The organism is Brevundimonas sp. AC546 (assembly GCF_979258305.1).
Genome location: NZ_OZ409849.1, coordinates 1,567,584 through 1,581,660 on the forward strand (window position 1 = coordinate 1,567,584; position 14,077 = coordinate 1,581,660).

General features: G+C 67.9%; 17 protein-coding genes and 1 pseudogene. 12 read left to right on the forward strand and 6 right to left on the reverse strand.

What is annotated here, in order from left to right; genetic code table 11:
• Positions 1-68: 68 nt before the first annotated feature.
• The 9 genes and pseudogenes from hisH to ACZZZD_RS07835 all read left to right on the forward strand — a co-directional run bounded on the left by hisH (position 69) and on the right by ACZZZD_RS07835 (position 8,300).
• Positions 69-668 carry an imidazole glycerol phosphate synthase subunit HisH gene (gene hisH, locus ACZZZD_RS07795; protein ID WP_463434048.1) on the forward strand — a complete coding sequence of 200 codons (600 nt, stop codon included), beginning with the start codon at positions 69-71 and terminating at the stop codon, positions 666-668.
• A complete protein-coding gene (gene hisA, locus ACZZZD_RS07800) occupies positions 662-1,393 on the forward strand; it encodes a 1-(5-phosphoribosyl)-5-[(5-phosphoribosylamino)methylideneamino]imidazole-4-carboxamide isomerase (protein ID WP_463434049.1) in 732 nt (243 codons plus the stop codon). Before hisH ends, hisA begins: the two co-directional genes overlap by 7 nt.
• Positions 1,390-2,157 carry an imidazole glycerol phosphate synthase subunit HisF gene (gene hisF / locus ACZZZD_RS07805; protein ID WP_463434050.1) on the forward strand — a complete coding sequence of 256 codons (768 nt, stop codon included), beginning with the start codon at positions 1,390-1,392 and terminating at the stop codon, positions 2,155-2,157. The genes hisA and hisF overlap by 4 nt, the downstream gene beginning before the upstream one ends.
• Complete coding sequence (hisIE, locus tag ACZZZD_RS07810) at positions 2,154-2,780, forward strand: bifunctional phosphoribosyl-AMP cyclohydrolase/phosphoribosyl-ATP diphosphatase HisIE (protein WP_463434052.1); 627 nt, start codon at positions 2,154-2,156, stop codon at positions 2,778-2,780. The genes hisF and hisIE overlap by 4 nt, the downstream gene beginning before the upstream one ends.
• A gap of 48 nt (positions 2,781-2,828) precedes the next feature.
• Complete coding sequence (zwf, locus tag ACZZZD_RS07815; RefSeq protein WP_463434053.1) at positions 2,829-4,301, forward strand: glucose-6-phosphate dehydrogenase; 1,473 nt, start codon at positions 2,829-2,831, stop codon at positions 4,299-4,301.
• On the forward strand, positions 4,294-5,010 hold the full coding sequence (gene pgl / locus ACZZZD_RS07820) for a 6-phosphogluconolactonase (RefSeq protein WP_463434054.1): 717 nt from the start codon (positions 4,294-4,296) through the stop codon (positions 5,008-5,010). Before zwf ends, pgl begins: the two co-directional genes overlap by 8 nt.
• Before the next feature lies 1 nt (position 5,011).
• On the forward strand, positions 5,012-6,901 hold the full coding sequence (gene edd, locus ACZZZD_RS07825; protein ID WP_463434055.1) for a phosphogluconate dehydratase: 1,890 nt from the start codon (positions 5,012-5,014) through the stop codon (positions 6,899-6,901).
• Between the two features lie 21 nt (positions 6,902-6,922).
• Positions 6,923-7,903: pseudogene (gene glk, locus ACZZZD_RS07830) on the forward strand (glucokinase); the annotation flags it as partial.
• A 91-nt stretch (positions 7,904-7,994) separates the two neighbouring features.
• Positions 7,995-8,300 carry a hypothetical protein gene (locus ACZZZD_RS07835; protein WP_463434056.1) on the forward strand — a complete coding sequence of 102 codons (306 nt, stop codon included), beginning with the start codon at positions 7,995-7,997 and terminating at the stop codon, positions 8,298-8,300.
• 80 nt (positions 8,301-8,380) lie between these two features.
• Here the strand turns inward: ACZZZD_RS07835 and ACZZZD_RS07840 are convergent, their stop codons facing one another.
• The 3 genes from ACZZZD_RS07840 to ACZZZD_RS07850 form a co-directional block, all read right to left on the reverse strand.
• Positions 8,381-8,746 carry a hypothetical protein gene (locus ACZZZD_RS07840; RefSeq protein WP_463434057.1) on the reverse strand — a complete coding sequence of 122 codons (366 nt, stop codon included), beginning with the start codon at positions 8,744-8,746 and terminating at the stop codon, positions 8,381-8,383.
• The gene (hmgA, locus tag ACZZZD_RS07845) at positions 8,743-10,038 is read right to left on the reverse strand and encodes a homogentisate 1,2-dioxygenase (protein WP_463434059.1); all 1,296 of its coding nucleotides are present in this window, start codon (positions 10,036-10,038) and stop codon (positions 8,743-8,745) included. The genes ACZZZD_RS07840 and hmgA overlap by 4 nt, the downstream gene beginning before the upstream one ends.
• A 77-nt stretch (positions 10,039-10,115) precedes the next feature.
• A complete protein-coding gene (locus tag ACZZZD_RS07850) occupies positions 10,116-10,373 on the reverse strand; it encodes an Lrp/AsnC ligand binding domain-containing protein (protein ID WP_463434061.1) in 258 nt (85 codons plus the stop codon).
• 88 nt (positions 10,374-10,461) lie between these two features.
• Between ACZZZD_RS07850 and ACZZZD_RS07855 the strand changes: the two genes are divergently transcribed.
• The 3 genes from ACZZZD_RS07855 (at position 10,462) to ACZZZD_RS07865 (ending at position 12,532) form a co-directional block, all read left to right on the forward strand.
• Positions 10,462-11,310, forward strand: coding sequence for an alpha/beta hydrolase (locus ACZZZD_RS07855; RefSeq protein ID WP_463434062.1), 849 nt, complete (start codon positions 10,462-10,464; stop codon positions 11,308-11,310).
• Between the two features lie 46 nt (positions 11,311-11,356).
• Positions 11,357-11,680, forward strand: coding sequence for a hypothetical protein (locus ACZZZD_RS07860; RefSeq protein ID WP_463434063.1), 324 nt, complete (start codon positions 11,357-11,359; stop codon positions 11,678-11,680).
• A 171-nt stretch (positions 11,681-11,851) separates the two neighbouring features.
• On the forward strand, positions 11,852-12,532 hold the full coding sequence (locus ACZZZD_RS07865; protein WP_463434064.1) for a bifunctional 4-hydroxy-2-oxoglutarate aldolase/2-dehydro-3-deoxy-phosphogluconate aldolase: 681 nt from the start codon (positions 11,852-11,854) through the stop codon (positions 12,530-12,532).
• 12 nt (positions 12,533-12,544) lie between these two features.
• Here ACZZZD_RS07865 and ACZZZD_RS07870 read toward each other — a convergent pair whose 3' ends face one another.
• Genes ACZZZD_RS07870 through ACZZZD_RS07880 form a run of 3 tightly spaced genes read right to left on the reverse strand, consistent with a single transcriptional unit; the run spans position 12,545 to position 14,045 of the window.
• On the reverse strand, positions 12,545-13,060 hold the full coding sequence (locus ACZZZD_RS07870; protein ID WP_463434066.1) for a periplasmic heavy metal sensor: 516 nt from the start codon (positions 13,058-13,060) through the stop codon (positions 12,545-12,547).
• Positions 13,057-13,464 (reverse strand): hypothetical protein, encoded by a 408-nt coding sequence (locus ACZZZD_RS07875; protein ID WP_463434068.1) that lies wholly within the window; start codon positions 13,462-13,464, stop codon positions 13,057-13,059. The genes ACZZZD_RS07870 and ACZZZD_RS07875 overlap by 4 nt, the downstream gene beginning before the upstream one ends.
• Positions 13,461-14,045 (reverse strand): RNA polymerase sigma factor, encoded by a 585-nt coding sequence (locus ACZZZD_RS07880; protein WP_463434069.1) that lies wholly within the window; start codon positions 14,043-14,045, stop codon positions 13,461-13,463. The genes ACZZZD_RS07875 and ACZZZD_RS07880 overlap by 4 nt, the downstream gene beginning before the upstream one ends.
• Positions 14,046-14,077: the final 32 nt, after the last annotated feature.

A 14,077-nucleotide genomic window follows, 5' to 3' on the forward strand; every position in this document is an offset into this window, starting at 1 on the left:
CCCGTATCCGCCCCCTCCACCACCCTACGGGCGGTCCCCCTCCCCCGCGTCGCCGTGGAGGATTGCTGATGGAAGTCGCCGTCATCGCCTATGGCGCCGGCAATGTCGCCTCGGTCCAGTTCGCGCTGGAGCGGCTGGGCGCGACCGTGCGCTTGACCGACGATCCCGCCGTGATCGCGGACGCCGAACGAGTCATTCTGCCCGGCGTCGGCGCAGCCGGCTACGCCATGAGCCGCCTGACCGAACTGGGTCTGGTCGAACCGATCCGCGCCTTCCCCCGCCCCCTGCTGGGCGTCTGCCTGGGTCAGCAACTGCTGTTCGGCGCCAGCGAGGAGGGTGAGGGCGTTGATCTGCTGGACCTGATCCCCGGCACAGTGACGCGGCTGGAGCCGGCAGGGGCCCTGCCCGTGCCGCACATGGGCTGGAGCCGCCTGACGCGGGACCGCGACGACCCGCTGCTGGAAGGCGTCGCCGACGGCGCCTACGCCTATTTCGTCCACGGCTATGTCTGTCCCGACGGCCCGGCGACACTAGCCCGCGCCGACTATGGCGGCGCCGTTCCGGCCATGGTGCGATCCGCCAACCGCTGGGGCTGCCAGTTTCACCCCGAACGCTCGGCCGAGGCCGGGGCGACCATCCTCAAGAACTTCCTGGGCCTGACATGCTGATCTATCCCGCCATCGACCTGAAGGACGGCGTCTGCGTGCGCCTGATGCACGGCAAGTTCGACCAGGTGACCCAATATGACGAACAGCCGGCCGCCCGGCTGACCGCCTTCGCGGCCGAGGGGGCTCAGTGGATCCACATCGTCGATCTGGACGGCGCCGAGGCGGGCGAAGCGCGTCAGCACGGCCTGATCGGCGAAATGACCCAGGCCATCGACGTCAAGATCCAGTCGGGCGGCGGCGTCCGCGGCGCCAATGACGTGGCTAAGTTACTGGACGCGGGCGTATCCCGCGTCGTCGTGGGCTCCCTGGCGGTGACCCAGCCCAACGATGTGGCCGCCTGGCTCAAGGGCTTCGGCGTCGAACACATCACCCTGGCCCTGGACGTCAAGATCGAGGACGGCGTGCCCGTCCCCGCCCTAAAGGGCTGGACCCAGTCGTCGGGCGTGACCCTGTGGGAGGCGCTGGATCGCTATCCCAAGGGGACGGCCAAACACCTGTTGGTCACCGACGTCGGCCGCGACGGCGCCCTGACCGGGCCGAACCTGGACCTGCTGGCCGAAATCCGTCAGCGCCGCCCCGACCTGGTGCTCCAAGCCTCGGGCGGGGTCTCGTCGTTGGACGACATCGCGGAGGTCAAGGCTCTGGGCTGTCACGGGGTCATCGTCGGCCGCGCCCTCTACGAAGGCCGGTTTACCCTGCCCGAAGCCATCGCAGCGGCGGAATGACCGCCCGGCGGATCATCCCCTGCCTGGACGTCAAGGACGGCCGGGTGGTCAAGGGCGTGAAGTTCGTCGGCCATACCGACATGGGCGACGCGGCGGAACTGGCCGCCCGTTATCGCGACGCGGGCGCCGACGAACTGGTCTTCTACGACATCACCGCCAGTCCCGAGGGCCGGACGCTGGACTATGGCTGGATCAAGGATATCGCCCGGCTGCTGGACATCCCCTTCTGCGTCGCCGGCGGGATTCGCAGCGTGGACCAGGCGGCCCGCTGCCTGGATCACGGCGCGGACAAGGTGTCGATCAACTCCCCCGCGCTGGAACGTCCCGAGCTGATCGCCGAAATGGCCGCAAGGCTGGGCAGCCAGTGCGTCGTCGTCGGCGTCGACAGCCGTCTGGAGGATGGCGAATGGGTGGTCCACAAATACACCGGCGACCCCGACGCCCGCCGCCACGCGGGCAAACGCACCCTGGACTGGCTGGACGAGGCGCAAGGCTTGGGCGCAGGCGAGATCGTGCTGAACTGCATCGACCAGGACGGGGTCCGACGCGGCTACGACATCGACCAACTGTCCGCCGCCCGCGCGCGCCTCACCATTCCCCTGATCGCCTCGGGCGGCGCGGGCGCGCCCGAACATTTCAGGAACGTGTTCGAACAGGCCGACGTCTCCGGCGCCCTCGCCGCCAGCGTCTTCCACACCGGCGCCATCGCCATTCCCGACCTCAAGCGATACCTGGCCGACCAAGGCCTGGAGATGCGGATATGACCCTCGATCCAAACACCATCGACTTCGCCAAGGGCGACGGCCTGGTTCCCGTGGTGGTGCAGGACGCCGCCACGCTTCAGGTCCTGACCCTGGCCTATATGGACCGCGCCGCGCTGGACGAGACCATCGCCTCCGGCGAGGCTACCTTCTTCTCGCGTTCGCGAAGCGGGCGGTGGAGGAAGGGCGAGACCTCGGGCGACCGGCTGCATGTCGTGGGCGTCACGCCCGATTGCGACAACGACGCCCTGGTCCTATCGGTCCGGCCCGTCGGCAACGCCTGTCACCTGAACCGGACCAGTTGTTTCGGCGACGCCGATGCGCCGGGCGTGGGCCGTATCGCCCGGCTGGAACAGACCATCGCCGTGCGCGCCGCCGCCGATCCGTCCGAAAGCTGGACCGCCAAACTGATTGCCCAGGGGCCCAAACGCATCGCTCAGAAGGTCGGCGAGGAGGGTGTCGAGACCGCCCTGGCCGGCGTCGCGGGTCCGGACGAGGAACTCGCCAGCGAGGCTGCGGATTTGATCTATCACCTGCTCGTTCTTCTCCATGCCCGTAACATGGTGTTTCAGGACGTGCTGGACGTGTTGGCCTCGCGTGCGGAAGCGGCCAAAGACAGCGGCTAGGCCGTAAAGGCGTTCGTCCCGACAAATGGGACAGTCGAGGGAAATTCTATGGCGGCTCTCATTCTGTTCGGCGGCGGCGGCGATCTGGCGATGCGCATGCTGCTGCCGTCGCTCTATTTCCTCGAACACGACGGTCTTCTGCCTGAAGGGCTGAAGATCATCGGCGCCGCCCGCTCGGAAGAGAGCGCCGACGACTATATCGCCAAGGTTCATGAGGCCGTGAAGGCCCGCGCCGAGGCCGACCAAGCCTGGGACGAAACAAGCTGGACCAAGATGAAGGCCCGCCTGGATTATCTGGCGGTAGACGCCACCTCGCCCGCCAGCCTCAAGCCGCTGAAGGACAAGGTCGGCGACGGCGAGGTCACATCCTTCCTGGCCGTCTCCCCCTCGCTTTACGCCCGCATCGTCACGGCGATGAAGGCGGCGGGTCTGGCGGACAAGAACGCCCGCATTGTGCTGGAGAAGCCGGTCGGGCGTGACCTGAAGTCCTTCCGGGAAATCGACGACGCCGTGGCCCACGCCTTCAGCGAGAGCCAGGTGTTCCGCATCGACCACTATCTGGGCAAGGAGACGGTCCAGAACCTGATCGCCCTACGCTTCGGCAACACCATCTTCGAGCCGCTGTGGAACAATCTGACCATAGACCACGTCCAGATCACGGTCGGCGAGACGGTGGGGGTCGGCGACCGCTGGCCCTACTATGACGAATACGGCGCCCTGCGCGACATGCTGCAGAACCACATGCTGCAGCTGCTCTGCCTGGTGGCGATGGAGCCGCCCAGCGACCTGGACCCGGACTCGGTGCGCAACGAGAAGGTCAAGGTGCTGCGGTCCCTGCGGCCCGTCACGGTAGACGAGGTCGAGCGCGTCACCGTGCGCGGCCAGTATGTGGCGGGCGTCAGCGAGGGCAAGCCGGCCAAGGGCTATGATGAGGAACGCGGAGCCGAGTCCGACACCGAGACCTTCGTCGCCGTGCGCGCCGACATCGACAACTGGCGCTGGGCCGGCGTGCCCTTCTTCATGCGGACCGGCAAGCGCCTGCCCGAAAAGCGCACCGAGATCGTCATCCAGTTCAAGCCGGTGCCCCATTCGATCTTCGACCGCGATGATCGGGGAGAGGTTCAGGCCAACCGCATGATCATCGAGTTGCAGCCCGAGGAAGACATCTCGCTGACGGTGATGAACAAGCGTCCGGGCCTGGATCGCCGGATGCAGCTTCAGCCGATCAAGATGAGCCTGTCGTGGGGCGTGCCCAATTCGGGGGACGGCAAGTCCGCCGCCCCGCCGCGCCGCCGGGTCGCCTATGAGCGGCTGCTGCTGGATGCGATGGCGGGCGACTCCACCCTGTTCGTGCGCCGCGACGAGGCGGAACAGGCCTGGAAATGGGTGGACGAGGTGTCCGAGGCCTGGGCCGAATCCGGCCTGAAGCCCGACGAATACGTCGCCGGCACCTGGGGTCCCGACAGCGCCGACATGCTGATGATGCGGACCGGCCGCGACTGGAACACGACCGATGTCTGAGGCCCGCCCCATCGAAACCTTCGCCACCGTCGAGACCTGGGCCGAGGCTATCGCCGCGCGCCTGGCCGAGACCCTGGGCGCCGCCGTGCGCGACAATGGCCGCGCCCTGTTCGCAGGGCCGGGCGGGTCGACGCCGGCCCCAGTTTATCGCCGTCTCGCCGCAACCGATCTGGACTGGTCCAAGATCGCCGTGACCCTGGTGGACGAGCGTTATGTGCCAGAGACCTCGCCGGAATCGAATGCCCGCCTGATCCGTGACGTGCTGTTGCAGGACGAGGCGGCGGTGGCGCGTTTCATCCCGCTTTATACGCCCGAGGTCACGGTGGACCGTGCGGGCATCGTGGCGGCCCATGCCCTGGCCGATGCGGGCGGGCGTTTCGACGCGGTCCTTCTCGGCATGGGCGAGGATGGCCATATCTGCTCCATGTTCCCTGACAGCCCGACGCTGAAGACCCTGCTGACGCCGACGCTGAAGCCGACGGTCCTGGGCGTGCCCCACGGCCGCGACGGCGCCGCGCCTACCCTGGAGCGGCTGTCGATCAACCTGCCCTATCTGATGTCGGCCGGTCGGGTGATCCTGGGCCTGAAGGGCGAGACCAAGCGTCGGGTCTTCGAAGAGCAGGCCCAGGGCGACCCAAAGATCCAGCCCATCGCCGCCCTGATCGCCGCCGGCGTTCCCCTTGAAGTTCTGTGGACGGAGGAAGGCTGATATGGCGCTTCACCCAACCGTTGCGGCGGTCACCGCCCGCATCGTCGAAAAAAGCCGCGAGACCCGCGCCGACTACATCCGCCGTATGGACGCCGCCCGCGACAGCGGCGTCGGCCGCGCCAAGCTGAGCTGCGCCAATTGGGCCCACGCCTTCGCCGGCCAGACCATCGCCGACAAGCTGACGGCCATGGATGGGTCCAAGCCCAACCTGGGCATCGTCACCGCCTATAACGACATGCTGTCGGCCCACCAGCCGTTCGAACGCTTCCCCGATGTAGTCAGGAAGGCCGTGCGCGAGGTCGGCGCCACGGCCCAGGTCGCCGGTGGCACCCCCGCCATGTGCGATGGCGTCACCCAAGGCCGCCCCGGCATGGAGCTGTCGCTGTTCAGCCGCGACGTGATCGCCATGTCCACCGGCGTCGCCCTGACGCACGACGCCTTCGATTCCGCCCTGATGCTGGGCGTCTGCGACAAGATCGTGCCCGGCCTGTTCATGGGCGCCCTGGCGTTCGGCCATCTGCCGGTCGTCTTCGCACCCGCAGGCCCGATGCCGTCGGGCATTCCGAATGCGGAAAAAGCGCGCGTCCGCGCCGAGTACGCCCAGAACAAGGTCGATCGCCACACCCTGCTGGAAAGCGAGATCGGCAGCTACCACTCGCCCGGCACCTGCACCTTCTACGGCACGGCCAACTCCAACCAGATGATGATGGAGCTGGGCGGCCTGCACATGCCGTCCACCGCCTTCGTCCATCCCGACACCGGCCTGCGCGACGCGCTGACGGCGGCGGCGGCCAAGCGGGCGGTCGAACTGGCCCGCAGTGGCGAATGCCGCATGGCCGATGTCATCAGTGAGAAGTCCATCGTCAACATGATCGTGGCCCTGCTCGCTACGGGCGGTTCGACCAACCACGCCATCCACCTGGTCGCCATGGCGCGGGCGGCGGGCGTGCTGATCGACTGGACCGACATGGACGAGCTGTCGTCGGTCACGCCGCTGCTGGCGCGGGTCTATCCGAACGGCTCGGCCGACGTGAACGCCTTCCAGGCCGCCGGTGGCGTCGCCTTTATCGCCCGTGAACTGGCCAAGGCCGGTAATATCCACACCGACGTCACGACCATCATGGGTCAGGGTATCGAGGCCTATTTCCAGGAGCCGTCGATGGTGGACGGCGAACTGGTCTGGCGCGACGGCGTCGCGGAAAGCCTGGACCTGGACATCCTGCGCCCCGCCTCGAACCCGTTCGACAAGGAGGGCGGCCTGCGACTCGTCAAGGGCGACCTGGGCCGCGCGGTGATCAAGATCTCGGCGGTCAAGCCCGAGAACCGCATCGTCGAAGCCCCCGCCGCCGTGTTCGAAACCCAGGAAGACGCGCTGCAAGCCTTCCGGGACGGCAAGCTGTTCCGCGACGTGGTCGTGGTCCTGCGCTTCCAAGGACCCAAGGCCAACGGCATGCCCGAGTTGCACAGCCTGTCGCCGGCCCTGTCGGTCATTCAGGACAAGGGGTTCAAGGTCGCCTTCGTCACCGACGGCCGCATGTCGGGCGCCAGCGGCAAGACGCCCGCCGCCATCCACGTCTCGCCCGAAGCCTTGGCGGGCGGGCCCCTGGCCCATGTGCAGGACGGCGACATCATCCGTCTGGACGCCGAGGCCGGGGTGCTGACCACGGTCGGGATCGCCGACCTGACCGCCCGTCCTCTCGCCTCCCGATCCGCCGCCAACGCCGAGGGCTCGTCCTGGGGCTATGGCCGCGAACTGTTCGGCGCCTTCCGCCATGTGGTCACCACGGCCGAACAGGGGGCGACCGTCTGTTTCGCCGTCCCGACCGGCTCACGCGGTCATGACGACACACCGCCCAACCCCAACTTCGTCGATCGGACCGTGGACGCCTGATCCACCGAACCGAGCGCAGGAAACGCCTCAATGAATGACAAGACCCTTCTCGTCGGTGACGTCGGCGGCACCAACGCCCGCTTCGCCGTGGCGCGCATGGTGGACGGAAAGCCCGTCCTGGACCACCACGAAAGCTTCCCGGCCGAGACCTATCCGACCTTCCTGGAAGGCGTCGCCGCCTTTGTGGACGGCTGCGAGGTCAAGCCGACCGGCGGCGTGATCGCCGTGGCCGGCCCGGTGACGGACGGCGCCATCGACCTGACCAACTCGCCTTGGGCGGTGTCCGAGACCGAGCTTCAGACCCTGGGCCTGAAGCCGGTCAAGCTGATCAACGATTTCGAGGCCCTGGCCTGGGGCGCGCCCATCGTGCCGGAAGACCAGCTGGAAAGCCTGGGCGGACCGGTGGACGGCGATCCCCACTCCACCGTGGCCGTGCTGGGTCCCGGCACCGGCTTCGGCGTCGCCGCCCTGGTGCGCGACTCCCACGGCAAGGAAATGGCCATGCCGTCCGAGGGCGGCCACGCCTGCTTCCCCCCCGGCGATCCGATCGAGGACGAAATCCTGCGCATCCTGCGCCGTCGCTATGACCGCGTCTCCATCGAACGCCTGATCTGCGGTCCCGGCCTGCTGAACATGCACCGCGCCCTGGCCGAGATCGACGGCCGCGAGACCCACATCGACGACCCGGCCGAGATCACCGAGACGGCGATGAAGGATCCCAACAGCCCGTGCGGCGCGACCCTGGCCCGCTTCTGCGCCATCCTGGGCGCGGTCGCCGGCGACATCGCCCTGACCACCGGGGCGCGCGGCGGCGTCTATATCGCCGGCGGCATCGTCCCGCGCATCCTGCCCTTCATCAAGGCCAGCCCCTTCCGCCAGCGGTTCGAGCGCAAAGGGCGGTTCAAGGACTATATGTCCGAGATTCCGACCAAGGTGATCATGCACAAACACGCCGCGCTGCTGGGCGCCGCACGCGTCGCCTTCGCCCAATCCGACGACTGACGATGGTGGGCGATCACGAAAATCTCACGGCGGCGTGAACCGAAACGTCGCCATAACGTTTCCTGATCTCCACCAAGGAGAGGAAACAAAAATGAAGAAATTCGCCATCGCCGCCGCATCGCTGTTCATGCTCGCCGGCGTCGCCGCCTGCGGTGAAAGCGCTGCCGACAAGGCCGCAGAAAAGCAGGCCGACGCCATCGAAGCCACGGGCGAGGCCCGCGCTGATCAGTTGGAAGCCCAGGCCGCCGCCACTCCGAACGAAGCGCAGGAGAAGGCGCTGAACGACCAAGCCGATCAGGTCGAGAAGAACGCCGACCGCAAGGCTGACATGGTCGAACAGCAAGCCGGCAACGCCGACGGCGGCGCCACGACGGCCAACACGCCTTCGACGCACTAAGGTCGGGCGACCCACTAAATCCGTTTACGGATGGATCAGCCCCCGTCGTTCGCGACGGGGGCTTTTCCTTGCCCGAAGGATCAGTCGATGCAGAGCGTCGGGCCGGCCTTGCCGTCTTCGACCGGAGTGTTGCAGCCGAAGCGGTTGCTGGTGGCCTGACAGACGCCCGCCGCGGCCGCCCCCGGCGCGACGCCACTGTTGCCCTCGATCAGGCAGTCAGCCTGGCATTGGTCGCCGTCGGTGCAGCGCTTGCCGGCGTCGGCATAGCGGACGACGCACTGCCAGGACTGCATCCGGCCCACCTGTTGCATCGTGCCGCCGCGCGTGGCGCAGGACGAGGCCTCGGCGCTCTGCATCGGCGCATTCGCCCCGGCGCTGGTCGTCGTCTGGGGCGAGCAGGCGGCAGCCAGCAGAGCGGCGGCGGCGATGAGCGAAATACGGATCATGAGATCTGTCCTTTGGTGAAGCCTGACCAGCAGTCGTCGTAGTCGAGCTGCATCTGCGGTGATTCGGACGCCCATTTCGTGACGCGGATCGGCGCGCGCGTTTCGAACATGAAGGCCAGGGTGTCGGTGATCTTGTGCGGCTTCAGCTCCGCCTTGATCGCCCCCTCATAGCTGGCCTGATCCGGGCCGTGCCCGCTCATCCGGTTGTGCAGGGAGGCGCCGCCTGGTGCGAACCCGCCCGCCTTCGCGTCATAGGCGCCGGTCACCAGCCCCATGAACTCGCTCATGACATTCCTGTGGAACCAAGGCGGGCGGAAGGTCTGTTCGGCCACCATCCAGCGCGGCGGGAAGATGACAAAATCGATGTTGGCCGTGCCCGGCGTCTCCGATGGGCTGGTCAGGACGGTGAAGATCGACGGATCGGGATGGTCGTAGCTGACGGTGTTGATCGTGTTGAACCGCGCCGTGTCATAGCGGCAGGGCGCCAGGTTGCCATGCCAGGCGACCACGTCCACCGGGCTGTGATCGAAGGTGGTGGCCCACAGACGGCCGCCGTATTTCTGGACGCACTCGGTCGGGCGATCCACGTCCTCGAACGCCGCAACCGGGCTCTCGAAGTCGCGCGGATTGGCCAGGCCGTTCGAGCCGATGGGGCCCAGATCCGGAAGGCGGAACGGACTGCCGTAGTTTTCGCAGACATAACCTCGAACAGGCCCCTCGACCTCGACCCGGAACCGCACTCCGCGCGGGATCAGGACCACATGCCCCGGCTCGGCCTCGATTACGCCCATCTCGGTGACGAAGCGATGCGCGCCCTCCTGGGGCACGATCAGCAGCTCGCCATCGGCGTCGTAGAAGACCCGGTCGGTCATCGAACGGTTGGCGACATACAGGTGGATGCCCGCCCCCGCCCCGGCGTCCGGCTCGCCGTTGCCGCCATAGGTGGTCAGCCCCTCGACCCAGTCGGTCGGCGCTTCGGGGATCGGCAGGGGATCCCACCGCATCCGGTTAGGATTGGGCGGTGCCTCGTCGAACGGACCGGAACGCACCAGACCTTGGCCGAAGGGCGTGTACGGCCCGTGCTGGGCCGAGGGACGCAGGCGATACAGCCAGCTTCGGCGGTTCTCGGCCCGCGGGGCGGTGAAAGCCGTGCCAGACAACTGTTCGGCATACAGGCCCATCGGCGTCTTCTGCGGCGAGTTCCGGCCAACCGGCAGGGCGCCGGGCGCAGCCTCGGTCGCGAAATGATTGCCAAAGCCGGTCAGATAGGCGGGCGCGCTGGATCGCGTCATGTCGTGTCTCCCTATGACGCCGGTTTAGCCGCCCCTCGGGCCAACGTCACCCTTTGCGGATCGGCGATCCGCCGAGGTCAGCTCGCCTTCGGGAGGAACGGCGAGAAGGTGATGACGGTGAAGGTGTCTCGCACATGCGGCCGCGTCTGCACCTGTTTCGTCACGAAGGTGCCGATGTCGGCGTCGCGCGGCAGGTTGAACTTGGCCAGCAGGTCGTGCTGACCCGAGGTCGAATAGACCTCCGAGACGTTCTCGACATTGTCCACGATGTCGGCCGCCACCTCATTGGCGTAGCCCAGCTCGCATTTGATGAAGACGAAGATGGCGGTCATCATGGCGGATCAGTCCTCTGGTTCGAGGGCGTTCGTAGAGCATGATCGTTTCTGGTGGAACCGCTACGCGGTTCCACCAGAAACGTGAATCATGCTCTCGCTTAAATTTGGGGCGGATGAACACGTGCTGGGTAAGCCGCAAGACACAGACGCCGTTCTTGAGGGGCAATACAACAACCGCGCCCTGGTCCCCGACCACCCCGCCGTCATGGCGCGCTGGAAGGCGGGATCGGCGGCCGCTCGCGCCGCCCATCCTCCACAAGTCCTGCAATACGGCCCCGGCGCGCGCGAGCGGATCGACTGGTTCGACGCAGGGAAAGGCGCGCCCGTCGTGGTCTTCATCCATGGCGGCTACTGGCAGGCGCTGGATGCGAACTGGTTCAGCTTCGTCGCCCCGCCCCTGCTGGCCCACGGCGTCAGCGTCGCCATCCCGACCTATGACTTGGCGCCGACCGTGCGGCTGGGCCGGATCGTCGATCAGATGCGCGCCGCCGTCGATCTGATCCAAGACCGCACCGGCGCCCGCCCCGTCGTCAGCGGCCATTCGGCTGGGGGCCATATGGCGGCCTGTCTGTTGGCGGACGGTCGCGCCTCGGCCGCCGTCTCCATCTCGGGCGTGTTCGACCTGGAGCCGCTGATCCCGACCTCGCTGAACGCCGCCCTGGACCTGGGCCCGGCCGAAGCGCGCGCGCTGTCGCCGATCCACTGGCCCGCACCCGCCGGCGCCGTTCTGGACTGCATCGTCGGCGGGGCCGAAAGCGACGCCTTCCGACGCCAAAGCGAGGCCATGGCCGCGCGGTGGGGCGCCCACGACGCGAAGACACTGTTCAAGCCCCTGCCGGGCCTGAACCATTTCACGGTGTTGGACCCGCTGTTCAATCCGGACAGCCGCATGGTCGAACGGCTGGCCGCCTTGGCGCAGGCGCGCGTCGTAAGTTGACGGCGAACGCGTGGACGAAAACGCTCCCGCGCTCCACAATATCGCCATGATCAGACACGCGCCGATCCCGATGCTCGTTTTCGGCCTCGCCCTGGCGGGGTGCATGGGGACGAAATATCCGATGCTGACGACGTTGAGTGCCGTCGATGCGGGCGCGATGACCTGCAGCCAACTACACGGCCAGCGTCTGGTCGCCGAGGACACGACGCAGCAGATCGCCCAGATCGCGCAAGGCGGACCGCCGAGGTTCTCGCAGCGGCCCGTCCTCTATTCGACGGCTAGGCCCGACGCCGAGCACGCCGCTCAGGCCCGTCTATCGGTGATCGACGCCGCCCTGCTGGCCAAGGGATGCGGACCGGACGGCGGTTGAGCCGTCGCCGCCTGACACCGGTGAAACAATAAGTTCCGCCCTGCCCAGCGAAAGCGCCGCGCGGCGCTTTCGCATTTCGCGTCGGCTGGGATAAGCAGGGGTTCAGGGCCGGGACGACCGGTCGTTGCAACACAAGATCCCGGCCCGCGCCGGGACAGGCGGAGACAGACCATGGCCCATGATCGCGTCAGCGTGCTTCAGGCGCTGGAGACCCAGGGCGTGTGCCCGGTCTTCTATCACCCCGACGCCGAGGTCAGCCTGAACGTCATTCGCGCCTGCGCGCGCGGCGGGGCGCCGGTGGTCGAGTTCACCAATCGCGGCGACTTCGCCTGCGACCTGTTCGGCGAGATCAATCGCGAACTGATCAAGACCGATCCGGACGTGGTGCTGGGCATCGGCTCGGTGGTCGATGCAGGCACGGCGTCGCTGTATCTGAACCGGGGCGCGCGGTTCGTGGTCAGCCCCTGCCTGATCCCCGACGTGGCCAAGGTCTGCAACCGTCGCATGGTCGCCTATTTCCCCGGCTGCGGCTCGGTGACGGACATCGGCGAGGCGCACGAACTGGGCTGCGACATCGTCAAACTGTTCCCCGGTTCGTCGGTCGGCGGCCCGGACTTCGTCAAGGCGGTCAAGGGGCCGATGCCATGGGTCAAGATCATGCCGACGGGCGGCGTCGATCCCGATGAGGCTTCGATCGCCAAATGGTTCGGCGCCGGCATCGTGGCGGCGGGCATGGGCTCCAAACTGGTGACCGACGAGGCCGTCAAGTCGGGCGACTGGGCCGCCATCGAGGCCAAGGTCCGCGCGACGGTGGACGCCGTCGCGACGTTCCGGGCGTCTAGGAAGGGCTGATCGGCTCGGCCGTCAGCGGGGCGCACGGTCGTCCGGCTGACGGCCCTTCCGTTCGTCATGCACGATGGCGCGACGGGCCTCGCCCTTGCGCTGCAGAATCGGCGTCAGGGCCTTGCGCTCCTCGGGTGTCAGCGTGCCGAGAACGGCGACGGCGCCGTTTTCCAGCCGTGTACGGCCGCGCATCTCGGCGACCCTGGATTGTTCGAGCAGCGTCTGAACACGGGCCGCGTCCAGCGAAGGCTGGCCCGCGACGTCGATGGCCTCACGCCGCGCCGCCCGCGCCGCCTCGAAATCGGGACGCGCCGCCAGCGCCGATTCTCGCAGAGCCGCGCGCACGCGTTGGCGGACGGCGGGATCCAGATCGGCCAGCACTTCGGCCAGCGGTCCTTCGCGACCGGGGCGCCTCTGGTCCTCGATCTTGCGTTCGATCCGATCGCGATTGACGCCATAGGTCACGGCGCCCGCGACGGCGAAGACGTTCAGCGCCACCGAGACGGCCAGGGCGATCTTCAGGGTCTTCGGCGTCATCCCAGAACCTCAGTGTCGTCCACGCCGGTCAGCGAGGATTGATAGAGCACCGCATCGGCCCGCGCGTCGGCGGTCAGATGGGTCGTCAGGCCGACCCCGGCGACCACGCCCGCGCAGGCGGCGGCGGCCCAGCCCGCTCCCAGATACCAGACGGCCTTGCCCAGCCGTCCACGTGCCTTGCGCTGAGGCGCGGCAGCCAGAATGCGCGCGGCCAGGGCGGCGGACGGAACCGGGGCCGACGCGGCGTTCAGCAAGGCGTCCAGCGTCGCCGCCTCGGCCAGCACCGCTTTCAGCGACGGATCGGCCGCGATCAGGCTTTCGGCGAAGGCACGCTCGGACGCGGGCCACCGACGCAGGTCGGCGCCGTAGGCGTCCGCCAGTGCGTGCAACCGTTCCGCCTTCATCGTCCGTCTCCTCTACCCGCCCTCGGCGACCCGGCTGGGGCCATGTCCGAAAGGGCCTGACGCAATGCGCGACGACCGCGCGACAACAAACTTTCCAGCGCCTCGACGCTGATCTCCATCAGGGCTGCCGCCTCGATATTGGACAGCTCCTGATAATGGCACAGGACGATGGCCTCGCGCTGGCGATCCGGCAGCCGTTTCAGCGCCGCCTCGACCCGCACGCCCGTCTCGGCGGCCAGCAGGCCCCGATCCGGCGCCGGTCCCTCGTCGGGGCGATCCGGCGGCGTGTCCGTCGGGATTTCGCGGCGTCGCCTCAGCCGGTCGTAGCAGAGGTTCAGCGATACCCGATGCAGCCAGGTGTCGAACTTGGCCTTGCCGGGCGTCCATTTCGGCGCCTGCCTCCAGGCCTTGAGCATGGCTTCCTGGGCCACGTCCTCGGCCTCGGCCGCGTCGCCCAGCATTCGCTGAGCCAGGGCCAGGATGCGCGGCAGCTTGCGCGCGACGAGCGTCTGCGCGGCCGCCGGGTCGCCTTGACCCACCCGGCGCACCAAATCCTCGTCGGGGTCGACGATCGCGACCAAGCCTGCCTCTTCCGTTGCTGACGAAAGGGACC

What these genes read in the sequence shown, in the direction of transcription:
- hisH (WP_463434048.1), top strand. Translation starts at nt 69, where the DNA reads ATGGAAGTCGCCGTCATCGCCTATGGCGCCGGCAATGTCGCCTCGGTC.
- hisA (WP_463434049.1), top strand. Translation starts at nt 662, where the DNA reads ATGCTGATCTATCCCGCCATCGACCTGAAGGACGGCGTCTGCGTGCGC.
- hisF (WP_463434050.1), top strand. Translation starts at nt 1,390, where the DNA reads ATGACCGCCCGGCGGATCATCCCCTGCCTGGACGTCAAGGACGGCCGG.
- hisIE (WP_463434052.1), top strand. Translation starts at nt 2,154, where the DNA reads ATGACCCTCGATCCAAACACCATCGACTTCGCCAAGGGCGACGGCCTG.
- zwf (WP_463434053.1), top strand. Translation starts at nt 2,829, where the DNA reads ATGGCGGCTCTCATTCTGTTCGGCGGCGGCGGCGATCTGGCGATGCGC.
- pgl (WP_463434054.1), top strand. Translation starts at nt 4,294, where the DNA reads ATGTCTGAGGCCCGCCCCATCGAAACCTTCGCCACCGTCGAGACCTGG.
- edd (WP_463434055.1), top strand. Translation starts at nt 5,012, where the DNA reads ATGGCGCTTCACCCAACCGTTGCGGCGGTCACCGCCCGCATCGTCGAA.
- ACZZZD_RS07835 (WP_463434056.1), top strand. Translation starts at nt 7,995, where the DNA reads ATGAAGAAATTCGCCATCGCCGCCGCATCGCTGTTCATGCTCGCCGGC.
- ACZZZD_RS07840 (WP_463434057.1), bottom strand. Translation starts at nt 8,746, where the DNA reads ATGATCCGTATTTCGCTCATCGCCGCCGCCGCTCTGCTGGCTGCCGCC.
- hmgA (WP_463434059.1), bottom strand. Translation starts at nt 10,038, where the DNA reads ATGACGCGATCCAGCGCGCCCGCCTATCTGACCGGCTTTGGCAATCAT.
- ACZZZD_RS07850 (WP_463434061.1), bottom strand. Translation starts at nt 10,373, where the DNA reads ATGATGACCGCCATCTTCGTCTTCATCAAATGCGAGCTGGGCTACGCC.
- ACZZZD_RS07855 (WP_463434062.1), top strand. Translation starts at nt 10,462, where the DNA reads ATGCTCTCGCTTAAATTTGGGGCGGATGAACACGTGCTGGGTAAGCCG.
- ACZZZD_RS07860 (WP_463434063.1), top strand. Translation starts at nt 11,357, where the DNA reads ATGATCAGACACGCGCCGATCCCGATGCTCGTTTTCGGCCTCGCCCTG.
- ACZZZD_RS07865 (WP_463434064.1), top strand. Translation starts at nt 11,852, where the DNA reads ATGGCCCATGATCGCGTCAGCGTGCTTCAGGCGCTGGAGACCCAGGGC.
- ACZZZD_RS07870 (WP_463434066.1), bottom strand. Translation starts at nt 13,060, where the DNA reads ATGACGCCGAAGACCCTGAAGATCGCCCTGGCCGTCTCGGTGGCGCTG.
- ACZZZD_RS07875 (WP_463434068.1), bottom strand. Translation starts at nt 13,464, where the DNA reads ATGAAGGCGGAACGGTTGCACGCACTGGCGGACGCCTACGGCGCCGAC.